The following is a 21,878-nucleotide window of genomic DNA, read 5'->3' as shown; positions in this document are numbered from 1 at the left end:
TCCTTACATATCCACATCTTAACAGGTAATGAATCGAACTTCCACTTGGATATTGAGTTTGCGATCTCGTTTTTTTTGCATATTAACACACAAAGAAAAACAGGGTACCCGTCTTCTGAAAATCAAAGAGGGATATCCTGTTTAGATGGTATTAAAGTGCTTCTTTAATGATTTTTTTGTAATAAGAGACGGAAAGAATTCCGAATATGGAGTAAAGGATGGTATATAGCAGCATGACGATAATCATCGGAGTTAAAAGCTCTGTTCCAAAGAAAAACCATCCGGATTTGACTGCAAAATAGCTGTGAAGCAGCCCAACCACTAAGGGAATGCCAAAGTTGAACATTTGTTTTATTTTTATGCCCCTTAACAAATCAGCCCTTGTGAAGCCGAGCTTTCGAAGGATGGTATAGTTCGGCTTTTCCTCTTCGCTTTCTCCCATTTGCTTAAAATAGAGAATATTGCCGGATGTGATAAGAAAGGTTAGTCCAAGGAAAGCAACGATAAACATAATCAAGCCCATCGTTTGTTTTTGCTGGTTGCTTGTATTAAGCTGAGAATCATTTCTGTTGTGTTCAGAGAACTTCATCTCATTGAATAGCTGAGTCGCTTCTTTTAGATCAGAACGATCTTTCATATTAATTCCGATATGCAGGGTAGAGTGTTTCTGAATAGCCGGATCAAGATGATTATTTAAGCGCTCAAAAACAGAATCATCGACGATAACTACAGGCAATCCGCCGCTTTTAAACCACCATGAGACGATGGGCTGCTCCTTAAGTCCGATATATTGTTGTGGAATACTTTGAGTAGGATTCACTAATTGTACAGGCCCTGAGTCCTTCAAAGACATGAACTGTTTGAGCATGCTGCTGTAACCGGAGAGATAGATCTCGTCTTTAGACAGCTGAATGCCGTCAACAGACTTTTCGCTGACAACGGGCAAGGTCATCATATCCGAATTCCCAGCCACGCTTACCCCTTCCAGATTGTTATTCATAATACTCTTCACATTGACGTCTACCTGAATGACAGGAATGGTTTTTTCGGTATACGGCAGCTTGTTTTTGTTTAGAGCTTCTTTAAACTGCTCCGCGTCCTGAACGTTCATAAATGCAAAATGTTCGGGAACATTGTTTTTGGCCGTTTTTTCGGCAGAGTAATAAGAGATATAGCTTAAGGATAATAAGCCGATAGCAAGCGCCGACACGGTCGTAATGATCGTGAGCAGCAGCGCATTTGATTTCATCCGGAACATAATAGACGAGAGAGATAAGGTTTCATTTATGTTAAGGTAACCGTTTTTCTGCTTTCGGATCACGTTGAAAATAAAGCTGACCGATCCTTTATAGAAAAGGAAGGTTCCAAGGATGACGGAGCCGAGTATGCCGATCATGGCAGCAAAGAGCGCGGTCATCGTCACAAATTTACCGCCGAACAGTTCGGAAGAAATATAATAGCCCAGCGCTATCAAAAGCAATCCGGCAATGCCGATTAGCATTTCCAGAATAGACACTCTTCTTGCTTTGCCTTCTGTGACGGAATTCACTCTAAACAGCGATAATATCGTTTGTTTTTTTATAAATAAATAGTTCATCAACATAATCAGAAGATAAATAACTAAAAAAATAATGATGGTTTGCTTGAATGCTTGGGTGGAGAAATGCAGCTCAGCGGCCACCTCAACACCGATCGTTTTAAATAAAATCATAATAATTAATTTGGACACAGAGAAACCGACCAGAACCCCAAGCAGGATGGAGCCGAAATAAAGAAAAAAGTTTTCCAGCGTCAGAATGCGGAAAATTTTATTTTTGGTCATTCCGATAAGCTGAAATAAGCCGATTTCCTTGCTGCGCCTTTTAATAAAGATGGTATTGGCGTACAGCAGAAAAATAGAAACGATTCCAACGAGCAAATAAGAAGCAGTCTTAATGGCGGCAGCCCCTTTAACAGAACCTTTCGCCTCATCCATGGCAGGATCAAACTGCAGGGTGACAAAGGCGAAATAAAGAGCAGCGCTAAACACGAGAGCAAACACATAGAGATAATAATTTTTTAGATTCTTTTTTAGATTGCGGAAAATGAGTTGATTAATGCTCATGGTGCACCCCGCTTAGTACACTTTGTGTTGCCATAATATCGTTGAAGAAGTTTTGCCGCGTTTGTTCTCCCTTATAAAGCTGAGAATAGATTTGTCCATCCTTGATGAAGATGACTCTGCTGCAATAGCTGGCAGCTACCGGATCGTGAGTAACCATGGCGATGGTAGCTTGTCTTTTTTGATTTAAACCGCTCAGCTTGTTCAGTAAATCAGAGGCGGATTTGGAATCAAGGGCACCTGTCGGTTCGTCAGCGAAAATAATGCTTGGTTCATGGATAAAGGCTCTTGCAGCGGATGTACGTTGCTTTTGACCGCCAGATATTTCATTCGGATACTTATTGCGGAGCTCATAAATGCCAAGCTCGGTCGCTACCGCCTGAAACTTACGCTCAGCTTCTTTTTTTGGCGTCTTCGTAATCGACAGCGGCAATAAAATATTTTCTTTGACCGTTAGCGTGTCTAATAAATTGTATTCCTGAAAAATAAAGCCTAAACGATTTTTACGAAATTCAGCCAATTGTTTTTCTTTTAACCCAGAAATAACTTTCCCTTCGATTTTAATCGAGCCGCTGCTAATGTGGTCAATCGATGAAAGCACGTTAAGCAAGGTCGTTTTTCCTGAGCCGGATGCGCCCATGATGCTGACGAATTCCCCTTTTTCAATGCTAATATCGAGCCCGCATAATACTTCCTGCTTATTGAATTTGTTTCCGTAAATTTTATGAATTTTGGTTGCTTCCAGAATGAACATGTGATTAACACTCTCCCTAGGTCTATTACTTTTATTGTAAAACGAATGTCCGATTTGTTCCTTCGAATGACCGAACAAATAATAGAAGCATGTGACAAAGTTGTCACATGCTTGTGATACGAACGAATTCATTTCGCTGCGGGAAAGTTAAGGTGAACGCTGTTCCTGATCCGAGCTCGGATTTGACATGGACACGGATCAACAGCGATTGAGCTGCTTTTTGAGCTAAATACAATCCCATGCCTGTTGCGGCGCTGTCTTGGTGCATTGTCGTCGATGTAAAGCCTTTATCAAAAATGCGAGGCAGATCCTTCGGGTCGATGCCGCGTCCATTATCAATGATTTCAAGGATAGTCTGCTGATTCCGCTGATAGCTCTTGATCACGATATCGGAAGGAGGGCTATATTTTACAGCGTTGGTTAAAATCTGTCTGATGATAAAGGAAAGCCATTTCGCATCGCTCAGCGCTTTCGGTTCATCCAATTGAATATCAAAGCCGATCCCCTTCTGGATACACCATGATTGCAGCGTCTTGATTTCATCGAAGATGATCGTTTCCAAATCGGTGTTTTCGATATAGATATCATTTTCAATAAACGGTATGCGTCTCTGATGGAGCTGCTGGTCGAGCAGGAGGTGAATCCGCAGCCATTCATATGTCAAATGCGTTTTCATTCCTTCATCCTGTATACGGTCTATCATGAGACGCATCGCGGTTAGCGGCGTTTTTACCTCGTGTATCCAAGATAACAGCTCATCCTTCTCATGCTCCAAAATCATCCGATTGTTCATTGCAGCCTGCTTCAGCAGTTCCGCTTGATTCGTCATGCTTTTTTCGATCACTTTCTCAAACGGGCTCTCCGGCTCAGCCATACTCGTAGTATCCAGACTGATGTCTCGCTCCTCTAAGCTTCTGATGAACCTTGTTTCTTTATGATACCGGATGACGAAATGGATGATAAAAATAATCGAAGATAAATAAAAGAGGTAGATCATCGATTGCAGGGGAATCGTTGAATCTACATAAGCACAAACAAGAATCAGCAGCTGCAAAATAATAAACAACAGAATCCAGCTGCGCCTCTCCACTATATATTTTCTAATCATAATCATGCGCCTCTTCAACAGCCATATAGCCTTGTCCAACCTTCGTTTCAACAAATCGGCCCAGTTCAATTTCATCGAGCCTTTTGCGCAGCCGGTTCACATTCACAGTAAGCGTGTTGTCACTGACAAACCGTTTATCATCCCATAAGCTATTAATCAATTCTTCCCGGCTAACAATCTTATTTTTACGGTCAATGAGCATTTTTAAAATAAAGATCTCATTTTTGGTAAGCTCAATGGAGCCTTTATGATTGGAGACCAGATTTTTCTCATAATCAACCGTTGCGTCGCACCAGGTTTTAAGCTCGATATGTTCGGTATTGTAATTGTATACCCGCCGAAGAATTGCTTGTATTTTGACGATGAGCACATCGAAGTGAAAGGGCTTTTGTATATAATCATCCGCTCCAAGCTGCATAGACATGACGATGTCCGTCGGGTGGTCTCGCGAGGATAGGAAGATGATCGGGACGCTCGAGTGGGAACGTATCATTCTGCACCAATGAAATCCATCGAATTTTGGAAGCTGAATATCGATGATCACGAGGTCCGGCTTAACCAAGGTAAATTGCTGAATCACTTTCTCAAAATCCGAAATGCCATGTACTTCATATGACCACTGGGATAATCGGTCTTTTATCTCGTTAAATAACGTTGTGTCATCTTCAATTAACAATAGTTTAAACATAGGGTCACCGCTTTTTTTAAAGTTTATTACTATGAATTGTATAGGAAAATCCCTATGTATGCCATAAATGGCACGGAACAAAGTGCTGAATAGAGAGAGGGGATGAGAAAAGAAGGTTGTGCAACATTTTGTGCAAACGTTGTCATTTCGGGAGAAAAAGGTGGATTTACGTGTCGAAATAGGTAAAAGGTGAGAAAAACAATTGACAGCGCTTTATTTTGAGTATTAATATGGGAATCAGCAAACGCTTTCATTGCGCTTTTATGACTGGAACAGCTGTTGTAGAAGATGCGGTTAAAAAGTTTGCATTAATTATGTTATTTGTGCAAACGCTTGCATAAAATCTATAGCTGTTTAGACAGAAGTCAGGGGGTGTTGTGTAAACGAACTTTGGTGTAGACGGAACGGTGCGAGTTGAAGATTGAAAGGTGCAATGATCATAATTTGAGGAGGTTCATCCAAATGGGCTTTGCTTTAAAACGAAAGAAAATGATGTCTATCATGCTTATTGCAGCTATGATCTGGTCGCTAGTGGGCGCAATACCGCTACATACGAACGCCGCGGCGCCAACTCAGGTTGTTCTTGTCGGCGACTTGCAGAAGGGGCTCGGTAACAGCGAGAATTGGGACCCCAAAGCCGAGGCAACCAAGATGAGCGAGAGCGGCAGCGGTTATTATACGTTTAAGGCTACACTGCCAGCAGGCACATATGAATATAAAGTAGCTCTAAATGGAGGCTGGTTGGAAAGCTATGGCTTTGGTAATTACACGAATCCAAGCGGTGTGGATAGCAGCGGCAATATTAAGCTGACACTCTCCGAAGAGAAAGAAGTGACTTTTTATTATAACCACGATACACATAAAATTGCGGATTCTACCTATTACACCCAGGTAGCCAGCGACAAGCTGCCTCGGATTGTTGGGACACTGCAGGTTCCGCTAGGGGAACCAAGTAACTGGGCACCAGAATCGGCGCTATCTATTTTGACTGATACCGATCTGGATGGCGTCTACACGATAACGAAAGATGTACCCAAAGGGGATTACAAATTCAAAATCGTGCTTGGATCGACTTGGGATGACCAGACGTATCCAAAGGATGATCAATTGCTTAGTCTTCCTGCCGATCTTCCAGTAACGTTTAAATATAACGCGAATACAGAAGTAGTATCAGCAGATTTCAAAGCACCAGTTGACCAGAGTCCGAGTCCAGATCCGGTTGACCCGAACCTCGATCCGATTCCGGCTAACCATCTGCGCATTCATTACAATCGGGCAGATGCTCTTTATGAGAATCAAGGAATATGGACATGGGATCAGGTTGCCGCTCCTTCAACGGGCTGGCCGCTTGGCGCAATAGCGTTTCCAGCAGATAAGAGAGACAGCTATGGTGCCTATGTTGATATTCCACTAGCTGCGAATGCCAAAAAAGTGGGCTTCCTTATTGTTAATCGATTAGATGGAGCTAAGGATGGCGGCGATAAAACGGTATCCATAAGCTCCCCTGCAGTAAATGAAATTTGGATTAAGGAGAACGCCGATAAAGTATCTTATTTCGAGCCGGTAGAGCTCCCAGCTAATACCGTTCGTATTCACTATGTGAGAGACGACAAAAAACAGAGTGCTTACGGTTTATGGCTGTGGGATCAGGTGGCGACTCCTTCAACAGACTGGCCAACGGGCGCATCCGCTTTTACAGAGGAACAGGTCGACCGTTATGGCAGCTATGTCGATATTCCGCTTCAAGAGAACGCACAAAAAATTAGTTTTATTGTCGTTAATCGCACCTTGGGCGATGCGGATAAGGACGGTGGCAATCGCTCCTTCAGTCTTGTAGATCGTTACAATCAGCTCTGGATCAAGAAGGGAGATAATAATGTATACGTGTCCCCTTACTGGGAACTGCCTACAGCCCTTGAGTCCGCAGAGATCTTATCCGAAAGTAAGCTCCTTCTCGGATTCACGATGACCGACGGTCTCGCAGCAGAGGAATTGAAGAATGCCATTACAATTACGGATAAGAACGGTACAGCTGTATCGATTAATCAAGTGGTGTTGAACGCTGATAAAAAAACAGCAAATGTCTCGGCAAACATTCAGCTGGATCAAACGCCGCTGAACGTAACTTACCAAGGGAGAACCGTATCCGCAGCTGCAGGCTGGAGAATGCTTGATGAGCTTTACAACTACGAAGGAAATGATCTTGGGGCGAGCTATCATTCTGGCAGCGTCGTTCYGAAGCTATGGGCGCCAAAAGCAAGCTCAGTCGTAGCAAATGTCTATGATAAAGCCGATTCCACTAAGCTAGTTGGCAGTGCCAGTTTGACGAAAGGCGACAAAGGCGTTTGGACGGCAGCTATCGCGCCAACTGATCTTACAGGTCAAGGCATAACCGATCTGAAGGGGTATTTTTATCAATATGAAGTGACGAATGATGGGGTTACGAAACAAGTACTCGACCCGTACGCGAAATCGATGGCGGAGTTTAGAGTGAATACGAAAGGTGAAACCGGTCCAGATGGCGATGCAGTTGGCAAAGCGGCAATCGTTGATCTAGGTGCAACTAATCCTGCCGCAGACTATGATTTTGCCAAAATTGACGGCTATGAGAAACGAGAGGACGCTATTATTTGGGAGGCGCATATTAGAGACTTTACGTCCGATCCATCCGTAGCTGATGATCTTAATGCGAGATGGGGCTCTTATAACGCATTCAAGGATAAGCTGTCTTATATTAAATCATTAGGCGTTACCCATATTCAGCTGCTCCCAGTTATGGCTTGGTATTATGGCGACGAAGCTCAGATGGGAACAAGAGAACTGGAATACTCTGCACAAAACAACGAATACAACTGGGGTTATGATCCGCATAGCTACTTCTCGCCGGATGGCGCTTATTCGGAGGATGCGGCAGATCCCGAGCTGAGAGTAAAGGAACTAAAAGGACTCATTGATGCGATTCATGATGAAGGTATGGGAGTCGTTCTTGATGTCGTCTACACCCATATGGCCAAAGCAAGCTTCTTAAACGATATCGTACCTAATTACTACGCATTCCTAGATGCAAATGGCAAAAACATCGGCGGATTCGGCAACAACCTTGCTACCTCTCACAAAATGGCGGAGAAGCTAATGGTTGATTCGGTTAAGTATTGGTTTGATGAATACAAAATCGACGGCATGCGCTGGGATATGATGGGCGATGCTACTTATGATTCCGTGCAGAATGCATACGATGCAGCAGCGAGTATTAATCCGAATGCCTTGTTTATCGGTGAAGGCTGGGTAACGTTCGGAGGCGATGCTTCTGATCCTGCTTTGAAGGGCAAAGGCGCAGACCAAAAATGGATGGATAAAACAGACAGTGTAGGCGTTTTCTCCGATGAGATTCGCAATGAATTGAAATCCGGTTTCGGCTCGGAGGGCGAGCCAAGATTTATAACAGGTGGAGCAAGAAGCGTGGCTACGATCCTGAATAATATCAAGGGGCAGCCAAGCAACACGCCTGCTGATGACCCGGGAGACATGGTGCAGTATATTGAAGCCCATGACAACTTGCCGCTGTATGATGTTATCGCCCAATCGATCAAGAAGGACCCGGCTATAGCGGCTAATGATCTGGAGATTCATAAACGGGTGCGTCTTGGCAATTTGCTCATTCTAACCTCTCAAGGTACGGCTTTCCTTCATGCTGGTCAAGAATATGGCAGAACGAAGCAGTGGCTTGGGGACGAGATTCCGGAACAAAAGTCTACTGAATTTAAAGATGAAGCTGGAAAAGCTTTTGGTTATTTCATTCATGATTCCTATGATTCCTCCGATGCAATCAATAAATTTGACTGGCAGAAGGCGACTTATGCTGAGCAATATCCAGTCAATCATGTAACGAAGGAGTACACAGCAGGATTAATTAAACTTCGGAAACATACGGATGCCTTCCGTTTAGGCGAAAAGGACCTAGTTGATTCCAATGTCACGCTCATTCCTGCGAAGGAAATGAAAGATAACGATCTCGTGATCGGCTACAAAAATAAAGCAACAGACGGCACCGGCAATTATTATGTATTTATGAATGCTGATCGTACAGCAAGAACGCTTACGTTAACAGAGGATTTAACGGCAGGCACAGTGCTAGTAGATAATGATGAAGCGGGGATTTCGGCGGTTTCTGCGCCATCCGGATTTGAACTGACGTCTAGCTCGATTACGCTTGAGCCGTTGACCGCAGTCATTATTAAGATGGAGGCGGCAGCGCCTGTTCTAAATGCGCTTGAGCTGGATAGCGCTAACTATCCTTTGCAGGTTGGAACGACCCATCAAACGGTAGTTTACGCGAAATACAGCGACGGCAGCAAAAGAAAAGTAACGAGCGTTGTTGCTTATTCTTCGGATAAGCCTGAAATTGCTTCTGTAACAACAGGAGGTCTTGTTAAAGCAAACAGCTTAGGAAATGCAACAATCACAGCTACGTACAACGGAATATCCGTGAGCGCTGTAGTTGCTGTAAAAACGGAATCAACCAAACGGTATGTCCAAATCAACTACATTCGTCCGGATAAAAACTATCAGGACTGGAATATGTGGATATGGAACACCGGTGTGAAAAATGATCAAATCAACTTTGATAAAATCGAAAATGGCATTGCAACAGTCATGCTTGAAATTTCGCAGGATGCGACCAATGTGGGCTTCGTGCTTCGTAAAGGAACAGACTGGGACACTGCGAAGCAGGATATTCCAGACGATCGCGTGATTCCGATCTCGCCAGGGGCTGCTTTTACGAAAGTAAATATAACGAGTATGGTAAAGCAGCTCGATATTTTGCCAACTATTACCGGACCAGTTCTAAAAGATGGCGGCATTACCTTCCTGTACCGGGATGATGCTTTATTTGAAAAAGGACGGTCAAGCGATTTGACCGGGGTTAAGGTAAAGGTGAATGGTGCAGAGCATGAAATGGTTTATGATGCTGCGAAGGAGTGGTTTACTTATTCACTTGCAAATGTAGAAGGCGGCACATACGAATATACCTTCCTTGTGAAGAAGAAAGACGAAGCAGTCGTTGAAATAACCGATCCCAAGAATACGACCAATGGCAAATCAGTCATTACGTATCGGAAGCCTGTCGTAACGATGACAACATCGGTTCATCCTGCTGCGATTTCGTATAATGAAAGCGCGGTGCTCAAATTACAGGCATCAGCATCAGAAGAAGTCGCATTTTCTGAAGGGTATATGGATTTAACGGCAGTAGGTGGATTAGCTAAAGTGYCCTTCGACACCAAGCTGTTTGCACAATCGATTGCCGTGAAAGACACGGTTACAGCGGGAGTAAAAGAAATACCCGTTACACTCATCGATGAGTACGGCAACAAGCACACCCATACAGCCACAATAACGGTAAAAGCAAGAACCTTTGCTGGCAATCTCGACTTTGATTGGGATGAGGCACGTATCTATTTCGCGCTAACTGATCGGTTTGCGGATGGGGATTGGGCCAATAATGCGGATGTAGATAAAGATCACCTTGAAGCTTACCATGGCGGTGATTTCCAAGGCATGATCGACAAGCTGGATTATTTGCAGGAGCTGGGCATTAATACGCTGTGGATCACTCCGATTGTCGATAATATCGATTTCAACAAAGGCGTAGATTTTAACACCAAGCAGTACGGCTATCATGGCTACTGGGCAAAAGATTTCACGAAGCTAGATGAGCATCTTGGTGATATGGATACGTTTAAGGAACTAATCAACAAAGCTCACGACAAGGGCATCAAGATTATGGTCGACGTGGTGCTTAACCATACCGGCTACGGCTTAAAAGCTGAGGATAACCGTCCAGGCATTACGCCGGAGGACAAAGCTCGCTTTGAAGGGATGCTCAGAACAAATGGCGTTCAAGCCAGCACCAATCCAATTGAAGGAGAACTGGATGGTTTGCCGGACTTCAAGACAGAGGACCCTGCCGTCCGTGAGAAAATGATCGAATGGCAAGCAGGCTGGCTGGAGCGCGCTAGAACGAATCGCGGCGATACGATTGATTTCTTCCGCGTGGATACAGTGAAGCATGTAGAGAGCACAACGTGGAAAGCGTTCAAAAATGCTTTGACGACTATCGATCCAAGCTTCAAGCTGATCGGTGAAAATTTTGGCGCTTCAATCGACGGTGACGGCGGCATGCTGCGCAGCGGCCAAATGGACAGCTTGCTCGATTTTAGCTTTAATGACAGAGCCAAAGATTTTACAGATGGGAAGATTGATGCTGTCGATGCATATCTGGCAGACCGGGAAACGAAGCTGGACAACACAGCAATGATGGGGCAGTTCCTAAGCAGCCACGATGAGGATGGTTTCCTGTCTGAGTTTGTGAAAGGAGACAAAGGCAAGCTGAAAATCGCAGCAGCTCTTCAAATCACGGCGAAAGGCCAGCCCGTCATTTATTATGGCGAGGAGCTTGGCCGCTCAGGTCCTAATGCTCGCGACATGAGCGCAGGATTGTTTAGCGAAAATCGTTCAGATATGCCATGGGATCAGTTGACGGCAGAACAAGCGCTGCATGATCATTACGAGAAGCTGCTCAATATTCGGGCGAAGTTCTCGAAGGTTTATTCCAAAGGCTTGCGTACCAAGCTTGCTGGATCGGATACACTAGCTTATTTAGCATTTAATAAACAATTTAACGGCGTAAATGTTGTAACGATTATTAACACAGCCGTGGAGAGCAAGCAGGTTACGCTGGAAGTTCCTTTCGCAGCTGGAGCTAAAGCAAAGGATGAGTACAGCGGAATACTTTATACGGTGAAGGATAATGGACAGGTGACGGTTGAAGTGCCGGGCAGAAACGAAGGCGGAACGGTTATTTTGAGTGAGGTTGCGGATAATGTTCCAACACCTACGACGCCGAGTACACCACAGCCAGCAGACGTCCAAGTGATTGATAATGACATCTTGCGCAGCGGCAAGGATGGTAAAGTGACGGTACAATTTGTCGATGGAAAACATTCGGTACAATTGCCGCTAGATGCAGCAGCAGTACTGGCAGGCAATAGCTTGGAGCTGAAGGCAGCTGGCATTACAATGACGCTGTCAAATGAACTATTGGCATCCATAAAAGGACTTGTGTCTGCGAGTGAAGCGGATGGGGCTCGTATCGTATTCGAGGCAAAACCGTTGAAGACAGCAGATGCGGACGCTTTGGTTGACCGAACCCAGGATGTTCAAGCTAAGCTGAAAGCGGGCTCTCTGGTTTATGATTTCAACTTAAGCATCGTAACGAAGGCTGGAAAAGTGATTCCGGTTACAAAATTTGAGAAGCCGATCCTACTCAGCTTCCAGCTTAACCCGAACGCACACCAAGACATCGTTGGTATCTATTATGTGAGTGATGCTGGCAAGCTGGAATACATCGGCGGCACGCTTAAGGGTGAGTTGATTACGGCTGAGGTATTCCATTTCAGCAAATATGCGGTTCTTGAGTACGATAAATCATTTACGGATGTGCCAGCGAGTCACTGGGCTAATGCAGCGATTAAATCACTAACTGCGAAGCACATTGTTTCGGGCATTAATGAGAAGCAGTTTGCACCACAGGCTAACGTAACGAGAGCAGAATTTGCAGCTATGCTTATCCGTGCTCTTGGAGTGAAAGTAGAAGGCACGGCAAGCTATAGCGATGTAGAAGCGGGCAAATGGTATTCCGCTTATGTGGCGACAGCGAGCAAGCTGGGCATTATAAAAGGTCGCAGTACTTCGGCGTTTGCGCCAAATGAAACGATAAGCCGCGAGGAAATGGCTGTCATGATCATGCGAGCGTATGAGGTTAGAAAGGGAGCGGCTGCAGCTTCGGCGGCAGAGGAAACAACATTTACTGACCGCAGCCAAATTAGCAAATGGGCGGAAGCATCGGTTGCGGCGGCTGCTAAGCTAGGGCTGATACAAGGCAGAGAAAACGAAACATTTGTGCCTAAGGGGAAAATGACTCGTGCAGAAAGTGCACAGGTCATCTATAAGCTTTTAGGGAAATGAGCATTTCTTCAATGTAAGGGTTAGAAAGTTGGCAAATCATTATGTCTAACATGATGTAGTTGCTGAAACAGACAAAAGCCGGGCTTCTCCTTCTGGAGACCCGGCTTTTTTTGGCGTTGTTGTATTGCCGAGTAGAGCAATCAATATCTTTACATCATGACTATAGTTACAGTATACTGTAACTAATACAGCGAGCTGTAAATGGTTGGTTGTCAATAATGAGAAAAGAGGTGAAACGATGGACACATTCACAGCGAAACAAGTTGCGGAGATTCTCCAGCAGGAAGATCCTGAGATGAATTTGAGAACCGTCAGGTATTATACCCAGATCGGGATCGTTCCCCCGTTAGAGCTTGTGGGGAACAAAAGAGTTTATACGAGCAACCATGTTAGTTACTTTCGTGCGATTCTCACGTTAGTCCATAGCGGAGAAACGCTGGCTGCTATCCAAGAAAAGCTGAAGGAGCTCTCTATAGATGAGATTTCCAAAATAGGCGAGAATCTTCAGCTTTATCGCTCCAAAAAAATGCTAACCAATGATACCCATGTCATTAATGATGATGTCATTCTTTCGATGAGCCCACGAATTTCGGCGGAACTCCGGGAGAAAATGGTAAAGACGATCTCTCAAATGCTGAAGGGAGAAGTGAAGTGATGATCAAAACAAGGTTCACCAAATCCGTTATGGAAAATGAAGAAGGCATGAACCATCTTTGGCTTCAGCTTTCTCCAATTCGTGTTGCGGATGATGTTCGTGTTCAGCTTACGCTGCCAAGCGGCATTCATCGTCTGCACAATTTGAGCGGATATGAGGAGACGGATATTCAGGAGATCGTCGTACCCAATCCAATGATAATAAATAACATGATCGTTGAACTATTTACGACAAGCCCAGTAACATGCGGAGAGAAGACCATCATTGTTGCTATCACCTATAGAGAAAAAGAAAAGTCTATTCGAATTGAACATGAAGTGCCATTAAGGATCGTATCTGAGGATGAAATGGACGGCTTGGCCGTTGATGAAGAAGCCGCAGCGTTTATGAAAGAACATCTGGCTCTGAAAAAATCTAATGAGCAATCGGAATATGAATTTATTGATCATTCCCAAACAAAAATCATTAGGATCGAATCGAGTGAATATGCGGATTGGGAGAAAAAATACCGAATTGAAGGGCTTTCACCACGTTAAGCACCCAAAATAATTAATGAGATAAGCATTAATTGATCATACGTGTTCTGCCGAGCCAATACGTTTTCTTCAGCTCCGCCTTGTTCAGCTTCCCGACAGAGGTTCTTGGGAGAGAAGCAACGATTTCCAATCGCGTTGGAATTTTAAATGGAGCAATCTGCTCATGGCAAAATATTTTTAGATCAGTTAAAGTCAGCTCTGCATCGCCCTTAAGGGACACCACCGCAGTTACTTCTTCGCCATCCACTAATAAGGGCGTTCCAAATACAGCAACCTCACGAATTGACGGATGCTTGCTAAGTGCCTCCTCTACTTCTGAGCAGTAAACATTTGCACCGTCAATAATAATAATATCTTTCTTTCGATCCATGAGATACAAATAACCGTCCTCATCAAACCTGCCTAAGTCACCCGTATAGAGCCACCCGTCCAGCAGGGCATGGTTTGTTTCCACTGGATTATTCCAGTAGCCAAGCATGATTTGCTCTCCTTTGCATATAATTTCGCCAGTTTCTCCTTGTTTAACATCTTGGCCATGCTCGTTAATAATACGAATTTGAAATGCTTGTTGCCCCCAATATGGCATGTTGGCTGGATTGCCAACGGATACTAATCGATTTAGCTTTCCTTCATGGAAACATTGGTTTATGTTTAAAAAACTAATAAATTGTCCGCTTTCTGTTTGGGAATAGACTTCGGTAATTTGTGCATTCGGAAAAATAGTTAACGCTTGATGAAATACATTTTCACTGATGGGAGCGCCGCCGCAAGAGATGCCTTCGACGGATTGCAGGCTGCGGGATTTGATATTTTCCATAAGGACAATATCTCGAAATAATAGCCCTACAGTACCCAAAAACCTAATTTGCTCTCGTTCTATGATATCTACGATTTCTTCAGCTCGAACGGGATACTCATTCGGATAAATAAGGCAGCCGCCTTCAAATAAGGTCGTCCACAAAACAAACTGGCCGGTTAAATGGGCTTGATTCATCACGATCGATTTTTTAGAGGTGTTATGCCCGCCGCCCCTCTCAAGGTTCATAAAGGACCAATTGCGAATATGGCGATGAGAATGCATGACGCCCTTGGATCGTCCTGTCGTACCGCCTGTATAAATAATAAGCGCCACGTCATCTGGTGCAGCTTCATGCCAATCCACGATAGCGGGACAATGAACCATAAAAGATTGCAATGATAGGGGGGACTGATCTAAGGTGCATGAAATGAAATGCGCAATTGGCAGTGAAGATAAGGCTTCTAATAGCTGAGATTGTTCGGAGCTGTAGACGAGTGCAATGGGAGCGGCATCTTGTACAATGTTTTTGATTTCATTTGCGGCTAACCCGGGAAAAATCGTTACAGGAATGGCGCCAATGGCAACCGCAGCAAGTTCGGCAATAGCGAGGTACGGTGATGGGGAACTAATCAGTGCAATTCGGTCTCCTGGCTTGATTGCAAGATCATGAAATCCTTGAGCGACACGGTTAACCTTATTAAATAACTGTTCATAAGTAAGGGTTTCATTCTTATCCTTCATTGCATTTTTTGTTGGGTGCATCTGAGCAGTCTTCGGCAATATTTTGGAAAGCAGCATATCATAACCTCCCTAATTAAAATAAGAGCAATAAAACCCATGAATTTACTGTACTATTCAACCGTAACAGGAAGAAGCTGGGGCAGCAAATTGATTTTCCTTATGGAAAAATAATGTTTTTTTTATAAAATGACCAACCGATTGATTGGTGCAGCTACTTATATACCATACGACTGCCAAAGGAGGTGCCGATACCGAGAAAAAACGACTTACTACAATGGTTTGGCAATTTACTTCCAGCAATCAGTAGTTGATTAAAACAAAAGAGGCTGTTCCAAAAGTAGATTTTATTCTACTTTTGGAACAGCCTCTTGTTATGACGGATAATAAATGACCATACTGATTCTCACAATACAATCACCTGAATTGTGATAGACATGGGGAGTATCGGCTGTAAAACGTATGGAATCGCCTGTTTTCACTGTATATTCTTCATTATTTACACGAACGGTAAGCTCGCCATTAAACACGGTTAAAAACTCCTGTGTACCTTCTCTATGTGATTCAGAGCTCAAATAAGCGCCTATTTCCATATCAACGGAATACATTTCAAATCGTCTGCCTTCTTCAAAGGGGAAAAACGGATAAAGCAGAAATCTACCGTTATCTTCTGTTAGTGTTTGTATTTCATTTTTGCGAACGATGACGGTATCGGATTGCGGCTCGTTAATGAGGGAAGTGAATGAAACTTTTAAACCATTAGCTATTTTCCAAACGGTTCCAATAGTAGGGTTGGATTCGCCGCGTTCGATTTGTCCTAACATCGTTTTGCTGACCCCTGTCATTTCTGCTACCTTATCAAGACTAAGCTTTTGTAGCTCCCGCAGGTGTTTTAGGTTATTGGCAAGTACATAATTGATGTCTTCCAAAATAATTAGCCTCCTCGATTGTGCGATATAGCGTTCGTAATGTATAATCATAACGTACATACGTTAAAGAGTACATCTTGTTCAAGTATAGCACACGAGAGGCGGATTTAAATCATGGCTTTAGCTCCTTTTTTGATTTATGTTATTGTGAATACTTTTACGCCAGGGCCAAATAACATCATGGCGATGTCTAATGCGAGCCGATATGGAATGAAGAATTCTATTCGTTTTCTGTTTGGTGTAGCAACTGGTTTCTTACTATTAATGCTGTTATGTTGTTACTTCAATCTGCTATTATATAGCTTCGTTCCTAAAATGAAATTTGTCATGAATATATTAGGAAGCCTGTATATGACTTATCTTGCATTTAAAATTATGAAGAGCAAACCACACCGCAGTGATGGAGATAATCATGGGCAGCTGAATTCATTCTTATCGGGCATGCTGCTGCAGTTCGTTAATTTCAAGGTGATATTATACGGAATTACAGCGATTTCGACGTTCATCATGCCATTTTACAAATCAAATATAAGCTTATTATTGTTTTCGATGTTCCTTGCCTTTGTAGGACTGGTAGCCACATCCTGCTGGGCTGTTTTTGGTGCATTATTTCAAAAATTTCTAGCTGCACATGAGAAAAAGTTCAATATATTCATGGGATTATTATTGATTTATAGCGCAATTACCATGCATTTGTAGGGGATTGTTCAGACAGAAGGGCAGGATAGTTGAGCTGAAAAAGGAGTAGTTTGGCTTTGGCAGCAAAGCTTTTTTTCGGCTAAGTTAACGGAGCACTACAGCTTAATAAAACAGCGGCAGTCAGGACTTATTTTCTCGTCCAAGGCTGCCGCTGTTTGTATTATGAGGATCTAATCCATTTTAAAAATTCGATAATTGCTGCAGCTCTTAGCTTCTACTCCTTGCCATGACGTATGAATAGCCACACGCCGAACAAGATAAGTACGCCGGCTGCCATTTGATAAGCCGTTAGTGCTTCCTTTAATAGAGCCCAAGCGAGCAAGGAGGCGATGACGGGTTCACCAAGAACAGCCATGGATAYGGCTGCTGCGCTCATATGCTTCAGCAGCCAATTGAACAAGTAATGCCCGAACAGCGTCGGTACGATCGCGAGCAGCAAGAAAATGCCCCATTCCTGCGGACTGTAGCCTGTGAAGGAATTGCCGCGAACGAGATTGTAGACGGCGAGTGAAGTCGCAGCAAGCGCGAATACCCAGAAATTATAAGTGAATGCGCTCATATCCTTACGCAATTCCTTGCCGATCATCATATGAACAGCAACAGCAGCTGCGCCTAGAAAGGACAGAACGTCGCCAATCAACGCATCCCTTGAGAGGGAAAAGTCTCCCGATGCAATAACGATGGAGCCGATCAGCGCGATCCCCATCCCCCACAGCATCATGCGATTTGCTTTAATACGGAAGAGCCAGTAGGAGCCGAGCATAACCATAACAGGCTCCAATGTCAAAATAACGGTAGAGCTTGCGACCGTGGTAAGCCGCAGTGAAGCCATCCATAACAAGAAGTGCAGCCCGAGCATGACGCCGGAGAGGGTGAGCAGTCTCCACTGCTTGGCACTGARCTGGAACATTTCCGTGCGGTATTTAAAGACGAGCGGCAGCATGATCAGGTTAGTTAGATAGAGCCTGTACATGGCGATGACGGCAACGTCAGCATTTGACCAACGAACGAAAATGGAAGAAAAGGATATAGCGATAATACCAATAATGTATAACAATTCATAAGTAGCTAAAGACTTGGTGCTGCGGTTCATCGTTGTAAATTCTCCCATACTTATAAACCCCCTGAGTCCAATTGCAGCATCTGCGATGGAAGGATCAGGGGGCTTTATTATATTTATGACCAAACATAAACAGCTCTTGCGGCTATCCGGCTTGTCCAGCTGAAGTTTTCCCAGCTTTCTCGAGTTCTGCGTCAAAATACTGCTGAAGCTCCGTCACTTTTCTTACATCCTCGAATGAGGCTTTGCCCGCTAAATAACGTTCCGCGAAAACTTCCCATTGTGGAACGATCTTTTGCGCGTTCATAGAGCGAATCGCGTTTTTAACCATTCTGCGTTCCTTTGCATTCGTGTACATATCCTTGAACTGCTGCTTAAGCTCGAAATCCAGCTCGCCAAAAATTTTGCGGAATACCTCAGCCGTCATACGAGCATCATCGAGTGCCCGGTGCGCTGAGCCTTCAGCTGTGATTTCAAGATCAATGAGCGCAGCTTCGACGCTGACATCGTTCGTTACGTTCTTATAGCGAATGTAACCCTTCAAGAGGTCGAAATAATCGGCAGCCATCCAGAAGCTGTCATCGAGCTTATGCATCCGCGTATCGTAGACGATCCTCTTTAAATCTTCGCCGCCCCAAGTGAACAGCAGGAAGGAGTCGCTTTTTTTGAGCCATGCGGTGAAATCCCCGATTACTTTCGGGAAACGGCTTGCTACGTCGATGTCTTCCTGTGGAATGCCTGTTTTTTTCTTAATGAAGCTGTTCAGCTTGGAGAAATAGATCGGTTTGATCAATGCGGAAAATTCATCTACCTGTTCAAGTGAACGATTGAGACGAACCGCGCCAATTTCAATAACCTCCATAGGTAATTCGCTTGCAAATTTTCGTCCGTTAAATTCAATATCCAATATAATGTAGTCCAAAATCTTAACCTCCGATAGATAGCCTGTGTTATTCATTCTATCAGAAAAAGTTATCCAGATGGAAACTACAATATGGTAGAACGCCGCAGCAGGTTTATTTTTTTGATTTCATCACATAAAAGACAATCGTGCCAATAAGAATGACGAGGATCACAGGAAGCAGCCATACGCCAAGCGAAGAGACGCCTCCGGATGCATATTGAATAGCCGCCCATTGCACATAAGTGAATAATGCTACAATTTCAAGCTTGACCCAGCTTAGCAGGTGGATGGAGATCTTGTATTGGTAAGAGGCATTTTGCTCCGTAATGGTGGTCATGTAATTGAATTGATGAGGGATTTTGCGTAAATGCGCAAGCCCAGCAAATAATAGGAATGAGATTATCGGTAAAATGACGAGTGCTGCTTTGCTTCCCCATCCGTCAGCCTCGCCTCTCCCGTTAAAGTGAATGGCAATCGTTTGCGGAAGATCAGGCCATTTTACAATTAAATAGATGACGGACGAGAGCAGGAGTAGAACCGATATTCCATCATGCCATCTTTCAAGATTTGATTTTGCAATCGTAAGCTTAGGTAAATTCGCCATAGTGGCAGCACCACCTTATCTCTAGTCATGTGCATACTCATTAATTATAGCGTATGGCTTTGCGGAAAGTAACCTTGTTTACAGTAATTTTCCAAATAAGAAACTCCAGCCTAGGCCGGGGGAGGGCTAAGACTGGAGTTGCTCGATCACTTATTTGTTCAAATATAAGAATTTATAAGTTTGATATTTATAGAAGGCTTATATTTCTCCGTCAAAGCTGCTTCAGCTTCCAAAGGACGCCGAAGGCGTTTTAGCTTGAGCCGCTTAGTTTTCTAAGAGCGTTTCATACGGCGGGAATTCAGCCAAAGCGGGATACGGAACACTAAGTTGATCAGCAGGACCACGAAAACGAGCACGGCTGCCGCTTTTTGAGCAATCTCTTGAGCGTCGCCAACAATGGCTTCGGATTGTACATACCACAGATGAACGGCAAGTGTAGCACCAGGCGAGAAGAGACTGAAATCCCACATTTCACCGGATGTCGTAACACCAGCAGTTAGGATGATTACGGCGCTTTCGCCGAATGCGCGACCGGCAACAAGGCAGATCCCTGTAATGATGCCGTTAAGCGCAGCCGGAATAAGTGCGCGAGTAATAGTCTGCAAATGCGTGCCGCCAAGTGCAAAGGAAGCGCTCTTCAGCTCTTTCGGTACAGCGCGAATGGACTCCTCTGTTACGCGGGTTAGTACTGGCAAGTTAAGAAAAGCTAGACTGACTGCACCGCCAAGGATGGTCAAGCCAATCTCGAAGTATTCAACGAATAGAGCGATACCGAACAAGCCGAAAATGATAGACGGCACGGAAGCGAGTCCTTCCACGCAAATGCGTACGAAGCCGATGAGCTTATTGTCGGGTGCAAATTCGGCCAAATAAATGCCAGCTGCCATTCCGAGCGGAATAGAGATGAGCAAAGAGATAAATAAGATGTAGAAGGAGTTAAGCAGAGTGGGGCCGATACCGCCGCCTTCTTCAATTTCGCTCGGCAAGCCGAATATGAAATCCCATGTTATTTTTGGAAGACCGTCCTGAAGAATTAGAAAAAGAAGGCCAAAAATAAAAGCGATGATTAAAATGCCTAACGACCAAACAATACCTGTAAACAAGCGATCTTTAAAGCGATTAAGTCCTTTTTTGCTGCTAAAGGGGTTTGCTAATGGGTTCATATCTAAAGCTTGTTTCATACTTGCGACCCCTTTCTTTGAAGCCAGCGAATGGCAACGATCATAAGCAGCGAAATAACGAGGAGCAAGAAGCCCATTAAGTAGAGCGCATAGTTCCAAGTGGAATCAAAAGGAACATTCGAAATTTGCATAACGATGTTGCTCGTAAGTACGGAGGTAGGCTTGAGCAAGCTGTCTGCCAGTTGAGGCGTATTGCCAATAACCATAACGACAGCCATCGTCTCGCCGACTGCACGCGCCATGCCGAGAATAACAGCATACATGATTCCGCTTTTGGCCGAAGGAAGCAGTACTCTCCATACAGTTTGAAAACGAGTAGCGCCCAACGCATAGGAAGCGTCGCTGAATTTGGCTGGTACTGCGCTAATGGCGTCATCACTTATACGGCTTACAGTAGGCAGAACCATAATTGTAAGCACGAGCGCTGCCGCAAGCAGCCCATCGCCCATTCCGCTTCCGGTAACATTTCGAATCAGAGGAATAAGAACGGTCAAGCCTAAATAGCCATAAACGACGGACGGAATTCCGACGAGCAGGTCAAGAACCGGACGCAGCATGTTTTTAAGCCACGGCGGTACAAAGACAGACAGAAATACTGCAATGATTAAGGAAATAGGGACGCAGATTAACAGCGTCAAAGCGGTCAGGGCAAAGGTGCCGAATATGAAAATAAGCGCGCCGTATTGCTCATTTTCGGGATTCCATTCCGTGGAAAAGAAGAAATCTGCTAGTGAAATGTTGCCGAATGTCAAAACGCCGGTACGGAACATAAGCAGCAAAATGAGTAAGAGAATGAGGCAAACAAAACCGGCTGCTGCTATGCACAAGTAACGAAACATACGATTCGTGAAAAACAAGCGCGATCTCCGGTCAAACGGCTTGCTGCTGCCAGTCAAGATCGCGCTGCCGAGCTCAGAAGATAGACGCGGCTGCCTTGCAGCATGAGTGGACTCCAACATAAATTATAGGCTCCTCTGTGCGAAACCCCGCCTTAGCTGTCTAGGGGGTAGCTAAGCTTGTTTCGCAATAAAATATAAATGGGGATAACGATTCATGCGATGAAAGAAAAGAACGATCGACTTAAGCGCTCTTGT

At 44.3% G+C, this 21,878-nt stretch carries 16 protein-coding genes; 5 read left to right on the top strand and 11 right to left on the bottom strand.

Annotated elements, in window-relative coordinates; genetic code table 11:
• Positions 1-151 precede the first annotated feature (151 nt).
• The 4 genes from AB4Z17_RS09765 to AB4Z17_RS09750 all read right to left on the bottom strand — a co-directional run bounded on the left by AB4Z17_RS09765 (position 152) and on the right by AB4Z17_RS09750 (position 4,651).
• Positions 152-2,104, bottom strand: coding sequence for an FtsX-like permease family protein (locus AB4Z17_RS09765; protein WP_076268786.1), 1,953 nt, complete (start codon positions 2,102-2,104; stop codon positions 152-154).
• Entirely contained in the window at positions 2,094-2,855 is a 762-nt protein-coding gene (locus tag AB4Z17_RS09760; RefSeq protein ID WP_076268787.1) for an ABC transporter ATP-binding protein, read from the bottom strand. Before AB4Z17_RS09760 ends, AB4Z17_RS09765 begins: the two co-directional genes overlap by 11 nt.
• A gap of 103 nt (positions 2,856-2,958) precedes the next feature.
• Positions 2,959-3,963, bottom strand: a complete 1,005-nt coding sequence (locus AB4Z17_RS09755) for a sensor histidine kinase (RefSeq protein ID WP_441959533.1) — start codon at positions 3,961-3,963, stop codon at positions 2,959-2,961.
• A complete protein-coding gene (locus AB4Z17_RS09750; RefSeq protein ID WP_441959531.1) occupies positions 3,956-4,651 on the bottom strand; it encodes a response regulator in 696 nt (231 codons plus the stop codon). The genes AB4Z17_RS09755 and AB4Z17_RS09750 overlap by 8 nt, the downstream gene beginning before the upstream one ends.
• 218 nt (positions 4,652-4,869) lie before the next feature.
• On the opposite strand from AB4Z17_RS09750, the gene AB4Z17_RS09745 reads away from it, so the two are divergent.
• From AB4Z17_RS09745 to AB4Z17_RS09730, 4 genes are all read left to right on the top strand, one after another.
• The gene (locus AB4Z17_RS09745; RefSeq protein WP_339206762.1) at positions 4,870-4,992 is read left to right on the top strand and encodes a hypothetical protein; all 123 of its coding nucleotides are present in this window, start codon (positions 4,870-4,872) and stop codon (positions 4,990-4,992) included.
• Positions 4,993-5,113: 121 nt separating this feature from the next.
• Positions 5,114-12,679 (top strand): pullulanase, encoded by a 7,566-nt coding sequence (locus AB4Z17_RS09740; protein WP_441959529.1) that lies wholly within the window; start codon positions 5,114-5,116, stop codon positions 12,677-12,679.
• A gap of 238 nt (positions 12,680-12,917) precedes the next feature.
• Positions 12,918-13,334: a MerR family transcriptional regulator gene (locus tag AB4Z17_RS09735; RefSeq protein ID WP_441959527.1), complete on the top strand. Its 417-nt coding sequence runs from the start codon at positions 12,918-12,920 to the stop codon at positions 13,332-13,334.
• The gene (locus AB4Z17_RS09730; RefSeq protein ID WP_441959526.1) at positions 13,334-13,870 is read left to right on the top strand and encodes a hypothetical protein; all 537 of its coding nucleotides are present in this window, start codon (positions 13,334-13,336) and stop codon (positions 13,868-13,870) included. The genes AB4Z17_RS09735 and AB4Z17_RS09730 overlap by 1 nt, the downstream gene beginning before the upstream one ends.
• 28 nt (positions 13,871-13,898) lie before the next feature.
• Here AB4Z17_RS09730 and AB4Z17_RS09725 read toward each other — a convergent pair whose 3' ends face one another.
• The gene (locus tag AB4Z17_RS09725) at positions 13,899-15,467 is read right to left on the bottom strand and encodes a class I adenylate-forming enzyme family protein (RefSeq protein WP_441959524.1); all 1,569 of its coding nucleotides are present in this window, start codon (positions 15,465-15,467) and stop codon (positions 13,899-13,901) included.
• 314 nt (positions 15,468-15,781) lie between these two features.
• Positions 15,782-16,387: a helix-turn-helix domain-containing protein gene (locus AB4Z17_RS09720; RefSeq protein ID WP_441959522.1), complete on the bottom strand. Its 606-nt coding sequence runs from the start codon at positions 16,385-16,387 to the stop codon at positions 15,782-15,784.
• A gap of 63 nt (positions 16,388-16,450) precedes the next feature.
• Between AB4Z17_RS09720 and AB4Z17_RS09715 the strand changes: the two genes are divergently transcribed.
• On the top strand, positions 16,451-17,035 hold the full coding sequence (locus AB4Z17_RS09715; RefSeq protein ID WP_441959520.1) for a LysE family transporter: 585 nt from the start codon (positions 16,451-16,453) through the stop codon (positions 17,033-17,035).
• A 214-nt stretch (positions 17,036-17,249) separates the two neighbouring features.
• Here AB4Z17_RS09715 and AB4Z17_RS09710 read toward each other — a convergent pair whose 3' ends face one another.
• The 5 genes from AB4Z17_RS09710 to pstC all read right to left on the bottom strand — a co-directional run bounded on the left by AB4Z17_RS09710 (position 17,250) and on the right by pstC (position 21,743).
• Positions 17,250-18,128, bottom strand: a complete 879-nt coding sequence (locus AB4Z17_RS09710; RefSeq protein WP_441959535.1) for a DMT family transporter — start codon at positions 18,126-18,128, stop codon at positions 17,250-17,252.
• A gap of 112 nt (positions 18,129-18,240) precedes the next feature.
• The gene (locus tag AB4Z17_RS09705) at positions 18,241-19,017 is read right to left on the bottom strand and encodes an exonuclease domain-containing protein (protein WP_441908043.1); all 777 of its coding nucleotides are present in this window, start codon (positions 19,015-19,017) and stop codon (positions 18,241-18,243) included.
• Between the two features lie 94 nt (positions 19,018-19,111).
• Positions 19,112-19,603: a DUF1648 domain-containing protein gene (locus tag AB4Z17_RS09700; RefSeq protein WP_441959518.1), complete on the bottom strand. Its 492-nt coding sequence runs from the start codon at positions 19,601-19,603 to the stop codon at positions 19,112-19,114.
• Positions 19,604-19,875: 272 nt separating this feature from the next.
• On the bottom strand, positions 19,876-20,766 hold the full coding sequence (pstA, locus tag AB4Z17_RS09695; protein WP_430056169.1) for a phosphate ABC transporter permease PstA: 891 nt from the start codon (positions 20,764-20,766) through the stop codon (positions 19,876-19,878).
• Positions 20,767-20,780: 14 nt separating this feature from the next.
• Positions 20,781-21,743, bottom strand: a complete 963-nt coding sequence (gene pstC, locus AB4Z17_RS09690) for a phosphate ABC transporter permease subunit PstC (protein WP_076268798.1) — start codon at positions 21,741-21,743, stop codon at positions 20,781-20,783.
• Positions 21,744-21,878: the final 135 nt, after the last annotated feature.

It is taken from the genome of Paenibacillus sp. TAF43_2 (assembly GCF_052113545.1).
Taxonomy (GTDB): Bacteria; Bacillota; Bacilli; order Paenibacillales; family Paenibacillaceae; genus Pristimantibacillus.
This window is presented reverse-complemented; position numbering and strand designations above follow the sequence as displayed.